This window comes from Erysipelatoclostridium sp. DFI.2.3, assembly GCF_019132535.1.
GTDB classification, from domain to species: domain Bacteria; phylum Bacillota_I; class Bacilli_A; order Erysipelotrichales; family Erysipelotrichaceae; genus Clostridium_AQ; species Clostridium_AQ innocuum.
This window is the reverse complement of the sequence record NZ_JAHOOJ010000047.1, coordinates 1-5582: the sequence shown is the minus strand read 5'-3', so window position 1 is coordinate 5582 and position 5582 is coordinate 1. Positions and strand designations below refer to the sequence as shown.

Here is a 5582-nt window from a genome sequence, read left to right as displayed (position 1 = left end):
AACAGACACAGTTTGAACAAAGTGTAAATGGATTGACTGGCAGAGTGTCTTCAATTGAATCCACTGCATCTTATACATCAACTAAGCTTAATTCTTTGGTTGCTGATGTTAACGGATTTAAAACAACAGTAAGCGATACATATGCGACCAAGGATACCGTAAATAACATAAGCTCAACCATCACACAAAAGGTGGATAGTTTATCAGTGGGTATCAAGGAATCATATAATCGAATAAATCTCATAGAGAATTCTGATTTTACAAATGATACAGCTTGTTGGAACAAATCATTAGCGTCGACATGTACAGGCGGCAGAGCAACGACATGGGGAAGCAGCACAGGGCGTGCTCTTTGGCTTAATTCCACTGCGTTTGGAACTGCGAGCAGTAGTTGGTATCAGCGTATAGATATCGGGCGCAAGGTAAAAGGCTTTTACATATCTACAGAGTTTTTGACAAACTCTGATTATGTGGCAGGGCCTACAAATCCGCTTGCAACTTACATTATCAATATATATTATACCGATGGCACCAGCAGTTCAGGGTCTGTCAGAGATACATCCCATAAATGGGTGCGGGTAGGCAAGTATATAGAGGTTGAAGATAAAGAAGTAGAGTATGTAAGAGTATATCTATATGGCAGAGATTTTAAAGGGCGCATAGCTTTTAATAGACCTTTTCTCTGTGAAGCTAATTCGGCGGCTATTGACCCATCTTACTGGGCACCAGCACAATCAGAAGTAACAGGCAATATGAGCGTTGTGATTAACGCTGGGGGATTACGTGTCAATAATGGTGCGTTATCCATTTATAACAATGCTGGTAGTAGGGTGCTGTATGGTGATACAAGCGGGAATCTATCCATGACAGGGGAGATAACTGCTAACTCTGGCAAGATAGGCGGATTTGGTATCAAGGAAACAAGACTGATAGGTATAAATGATGGAAAATATACCGTAATGCAAAGCGCCGGGATGTATGCTTTCTACGCAGGCAGCACAGCTGAATCTATGACAGGTGCCCCTTTTTATGTAACACATGCAGGTAAGCTGAAAGCTGATGATGCACTGTTAACTGGATCATTTACGAGTCTAGGAACAGAAAATACAAAAGTAGTTATAGGGAATGGGCGCATGGATTTGTTTATCAATAACAATCACTGTGGAGGAATTGCATCATCCTACACCAGCAGTACCAGCAGAGGTATATTACTATCTGCTGATACTGGCGCAAAGTTTTTATCATTGGGACAAACAGATATCAACGGCAATAGCGGTGCATCATGGTACACACTGAATTTTGGCTTAAATCCATCAGGTTGGACGGAGCGACATATATTTTTAGGATCATCGAACTTTCCAGTTCAGCCTAAAAATGGAAAAGGTTACGTGGTCGTTTCTAATGTTACTGGAGGTGGTTTTCGCAATATCAGACAAATATATCATGGACATCCTGATAGCAGCACTGATTATCTACAGTATGAGGATGTCACAGGAGCAGATTATTATTGCAAAACATCATGGGTATCTGATGCTAAAATTAAAGCAAATATTATGGATACTGATGTATGCGGGCTTGATGCAATAAGGAGATTTAAGCATGAATCCTTTATCTTTAAAAAGACAGGATTTCAAAGGTCGATAGGTTATATTGCGCAAAATTTACAAGAAATAGATCCGCAGCTTGTCGAGAATTTGGGTGGTACACTAGCGATAAATCCAGAAGTTGTCATACCATATATCTCTAAAGCAGTGCAAGAACTAGACTGTATTGTAAAAAATAGCGAACTATCCGTATCATGGGAACTAAGTGATTTAAAAAGCAAAAATAATGAATTAGAGAGGAGGGTGGATACATTGAGAGAAGAGATAGTGCGTTTAAACAATGAGTTATTTGATACAAAATCCGCTTTACGGCGCTGAGGAAGGAAGTGATCCAAAGGTATCTCGCATGGGCGTGCGTTAAACGCTCTTTTATTATGCCTGAATAGGCGAAAGGAGAATTGTTTAATGAAAAAGTATAACTTAAAGGAATGGGCAATGGCAGCAGGAATCAGAGCAATTAAAACAGCTGCACAAACGGCAGTAGCTACTATAGGTACGACGGCTATGTTACAGGAAATTGATTGGGTTATGGTAGGTTCAACCGCTTTAGTAGCAGCGATTTTGTCCCTGCTGACTTCGGTTGCAACGGGACTTCCTGAACTGGATACTAAAACGGAGTAAGTTATGACTCCAGAAACGACTATCAGCTTATCCTTTTTAATGACCATTATACTCTTTGTTTTCTCAGCACTAACATTTTTTGGTAATCGAAAAAAAGATACAAGGGATGAAAGCCGAGAATTGATAAAAGCCAATGTCAAATTAGAGCAAATTTGTGCTACAACGAGTGAGACTAGAGCAGATATCAAATCAATGAATAATCAAATTGAAAGGATAAATGAAACTCAGATAAAACAGGGAATGGAAATTAAGGCTCTCTGGAAAAGAGTAGACCAATTAAAAGAAGAATGCCCTGTAAAAAATGAAAAAATATAGGAGGAAACAAAAAATGGCATTTAAGAAAAGAACAAGCCTGTCCGGATTGACAGGCAGTAATTGGATGGATTGGGCAGTGCGCAGAACCGGCGTGAATATGCCGAACTGCTTTACCTATGCTACAGCTCGTATCAGCGAGATTTTAGGGCGAGAGGAGTATTTGGATAGCCCACGGGTAAACGGCGCACAGGAGCTATGGGACAACTACTCAGACGGCTTTAAACGCTCAAAATATGCTGTAGAGGGTGCACTCATGATCTGGCAGTCCGGACAGTGGGGACATGTTGCAGTATGCGAGGAGCTTATTGACACCAACACGATCGCATGGAGCCAGTCCAACTATGGAGGTAAAAGCTTTGAGTATGTGAAAGGTAACCCTAATGGATATCTGGGCATGAAATTTTTAGGATACCTGGTACATGATAAACTGCCGAAAGCAGAGGCAGCAAAACCATCTACCAGTAAGCCTACTACTACCGGCATTAAGGCGGGCAATAAGGTCAAAATCAAGTCCAGCGCTAAAAAGTACGCTACTGGTCAGACAATCCCCGCATGGGCTAAAGGCAAGACATATACCGTACAGCAGGTATTTGGCAGTAAGGCGCTGATTAAAGAGCTTGTGTCATGGGTTAAAACATCCGATTTACAGATGACCGGCGCAGCTGCGGTGATTGCAGTCGGCAAAAAGGTCAAAGTTAAAAAGACGGCAAAGACATATGCAACAGGGCAGAGTATTCCAGCGTTTGTAAAAGGTACGACTTACACAGTCATGCAGATTAGCGGTGAAAAGGTGCTGCTAAAAGAAATCATGAGCTGGGTTAGAAAGTCTGACCTCGAATAAGAAAAATAACCACTCATTCCTTCGGGGATGGGTGGTAATTTTTTTGTTTTGTATTTTAAATGGAAATAAATGATGTATAATATAATTATAAACAATAGGAGGGGATATATATGGCTAAAAATAAGTTTTATGCGGTGATTAGAGGTGTAATACCAGGTATATATGAATCATGGGATGAATGTGAGAAAAATGTAAAAGGTTTTCCTGATGCATTATACAAAGGTTTTAGTACCAGAGCGGCTGCTGAACAATTCCAACATGACGATATCGATAATCAAGTAGAGAAAAAAGAAGAAAAAGTTTTGAAGGTTGATTATGATGAAATGGTAAATTGCAAATTGAATGAAGGGCGTGTAGTAGCTTTTACTGATGGAGGTTTTAATAGCAAAAATAAGATTGCAGGTTATGGCATATATATTTTAGAACCTGATGGAAAAAAACACGAAATAAGTGACATAGTCAGAACTGAGAGATTTCAAAAATCTAACAATATAACACCAGAAGTAATGGCAGTTATATCAGCTTTGGATTGGGCTATCTCAAATAATTATGGAAATATTACCATATTTCATGATTATAAAGGGATAGGAAAATGGGGGAATGAGGAATGGGATGCAAAATCAGATATTTCATCCTGGTTTGTTGATAAATTAAAAAAAGATTATCTTGACATATTAAATATAGAATATGTTTGGGTGCCGGGGCATTCAGGAGTTTATTATAATGAGCAAGCTGACAAATTGGCGACTGAAGCCATTAATAAAAATACAAAACCTCAGTTTAAGATGTCTGAGTCTTATTTTAAATGTCAGAATGTAGGAGAAAAAGATGTTCTAGGCATAATTAAGCAAATGCAAAAAATTCCAGATATTGTGATTGACAGCAGACAAGATTCTACGAAATATGTATTTCAACTAAAATATCGAAAAGAAAAACTAACAATCAGCTATTATATGAAAAATACTAATACTTTGGTTCAAGGTAAACCTAATTATTTATTTTCTTTATTTGTTTCTTACTATACTGAAAAGATACCGGATTTTAATCTTGTTAAAGCATATTCTGATATGTATAAAAAGAAAATTCAACTAAGTGATATAGAGCTTATGACGAGTAAACTAAATTTGCCTAAGGATTTCCCTGAAGATGCCACAAAATTGGTAAAGCAATCCTTTGTGGAAAAAATTGCGCTATCCGAAAAAAAATATAACCATGCATATGACTATAGCCATTATATCTTTCCTGCATGCAGAGCTTTAGAAGGTATGATTAAATATTTGTTTGAAATAGAAGGAATACATATCAGAAAAGACGGAACTATAGGAAGCTATTTTGAAAAAGACGATGATGATCTTTTCTTCTTAAATGGAAGACGATACGAAACCATAAAATATAAAGAAAAATTAGAAAACGCATATAATGTGTATTATCGAAATAGACATGCAATAGGGCATTTTGGAGAGTTATTGAGTACTATTGATGGTACAACTACAACAAGAATAGTAGAATCTCAAGACGAGGCAATAAATATTATAGAAGAAATTCATGAAGCTATCAAATTTGACTAGTTAACAGAAAAAGGGTATAATCTGAAATTGTTTAGAGTATACTGAAAGCATAGGAAAGGTGGTGCATTAATAATGAAAGACATTAAATATGAAATAATAGATAAAGGTATTATGCTTATTGTCCCTATTGATGCATCAATTCCTTTGAGCGAATATATTTATCATTATAATAAATCATTAAAAGATATTAATATTAATATGGTTATAATTGATATGCTAGTTTATGTTGGTAATAGATCTAACAGATTTCAATACTGTAAACTGGACAATGGTGAAATTGAAATTAATAAAATGAAGAAATTTGATGCAGATAGTGATATTCTTGAAAGAGCGTATACTTTGTTTAGCAGTGCTTCTCTAGGGAGTATAACAAGAATTTTTTCACCAAGTATTAGAAAAATTATATTAGATAGAAAAATGAAGAATTGCTATTAGATAATATTTTACTACTCTCCACACCAGAGAGTAGCCTTTTTTTGTTAAACATCGAGCTTACAATATTTTACGCTGAAGTGAAAAGTTAAATTCCACTTTCAAAAGGCGAATAAAAAATGTGGAACTTTCTTCTACAAAAGTCTATACAGAGCATAAATATAGCGTTAGAAAGGGTTTCAAATAGGTAGAAGTAAGTAA

Annotated in this window: 6 protein-coding genes; all 6 read left to right on the top strand. The window is 36.7% G+C overall.

The window, feature by feature from the left end; genetic code table 11:
* A partial coding sequence (locus KSZ58_RS22255) for a tail fiber domain-containing protein (RefSeq protein WP_217752950.1) occupies nucleotides 1–1922 on the top strand: 1922 nt, incomplete at its 5' end.
* 87 nt (nucleotides 1923–2009) lie between these two features.
* Nucleotides 2010–2225 (top strand): holin, encoded by a 216-nt coding sequence (locus KSZ58_RS22250; protein ID WP_217752949.1) that lies wholly within the window; start codon nucleotides 2010–2012, stop codon nucleotides 2223–2225.
* A 3-nt stretch (nucleotides 2226–2228) separates the two neighbouring features.
* Nucleotides 2229–2540 (top strand): hypothetical protein, encoded by a 312-nt coding sequence (locus tag KSZ58_RS22245; RefSeq protein WP_217752948.1) that lies wholly within the window; start codon nucleotides 2229–2231, stop codon nucleotides 2538–2540.
* Nucleotides 2541–2553: 13 nt separating this feature from the next.
* Nucleotides 2554–3381, top strand: a complete 828-nt coding sequence (locus KSZ58_RS22240; protein ID WP_217752947.1) for a CHAP domain-containing protein — start codon at nucleotides 2554–2556, stop codon at nucleotides 3379–3381.
* Between the two features lie 110 nt (nucleotides 3382–3491).
* Nucleotides 3492–4949: a viroplasmin family protein gene (locus tag KSZ58_RS22235; protein ID WP_217752946.1), complete on the top strand. Its 1458-nt coding sequence runs from the start codon at nucleotides 3492–3494 to the stop codon at nucleotides 4947–4949.
* A gap of 72 nt (nucleotides 4950–5021) precedes the next feature.
* Complete coding sequence (locus KSZ58_RS22230) at nucleotides 5022–5384, top strand: type II toxin-antitoxin system RnlB family antitoxin (RefSeq protein ID WP_175627668.1); 363 nt, start codon at nucleotides 5022–5024, stop codon at nucleotides 5382–5384.
* Nucleotides 5385–5582: the final 198 nt, after the last annotated feature.

Coding starts and splice junctions, on each gene's coding strand:
- KSZ58_RS22250 (WP_217752949.1), top strand. CDS start 2,010: ATGAAAAAGTATAACTTAAAGGAATGGGCAATGGCAGCAGGAATCAGA.
- KSZ58_RS22245 (WP_217752948.1), top strand. CDS start 2,229: ATGACTCCAGAAACGACTATCAGCTTATCCTTTTTAATGACCATTATA.
- KSZ58_RS22240 (WP_217752947.1), top strand. CDS start 2,554: ATGGCATTTAAGAAAAGAACAAGCCTGTCCGGATTGACAGGCAGTAAT.
- KSZ58_RS22235 (WP_217752946.1), top strand. CDS start 3,492: ATGGCTAAAAATAAGTTTTATGCGGTGATTAGAGGTGTAATACCAGGT.
- KSZ58_RS22230 (WP_175627668.1), top strand. CDS start 5,022: ATGAAAGACATTAAATATGAAATAATAGATAAAGGTATTATGCTTATT.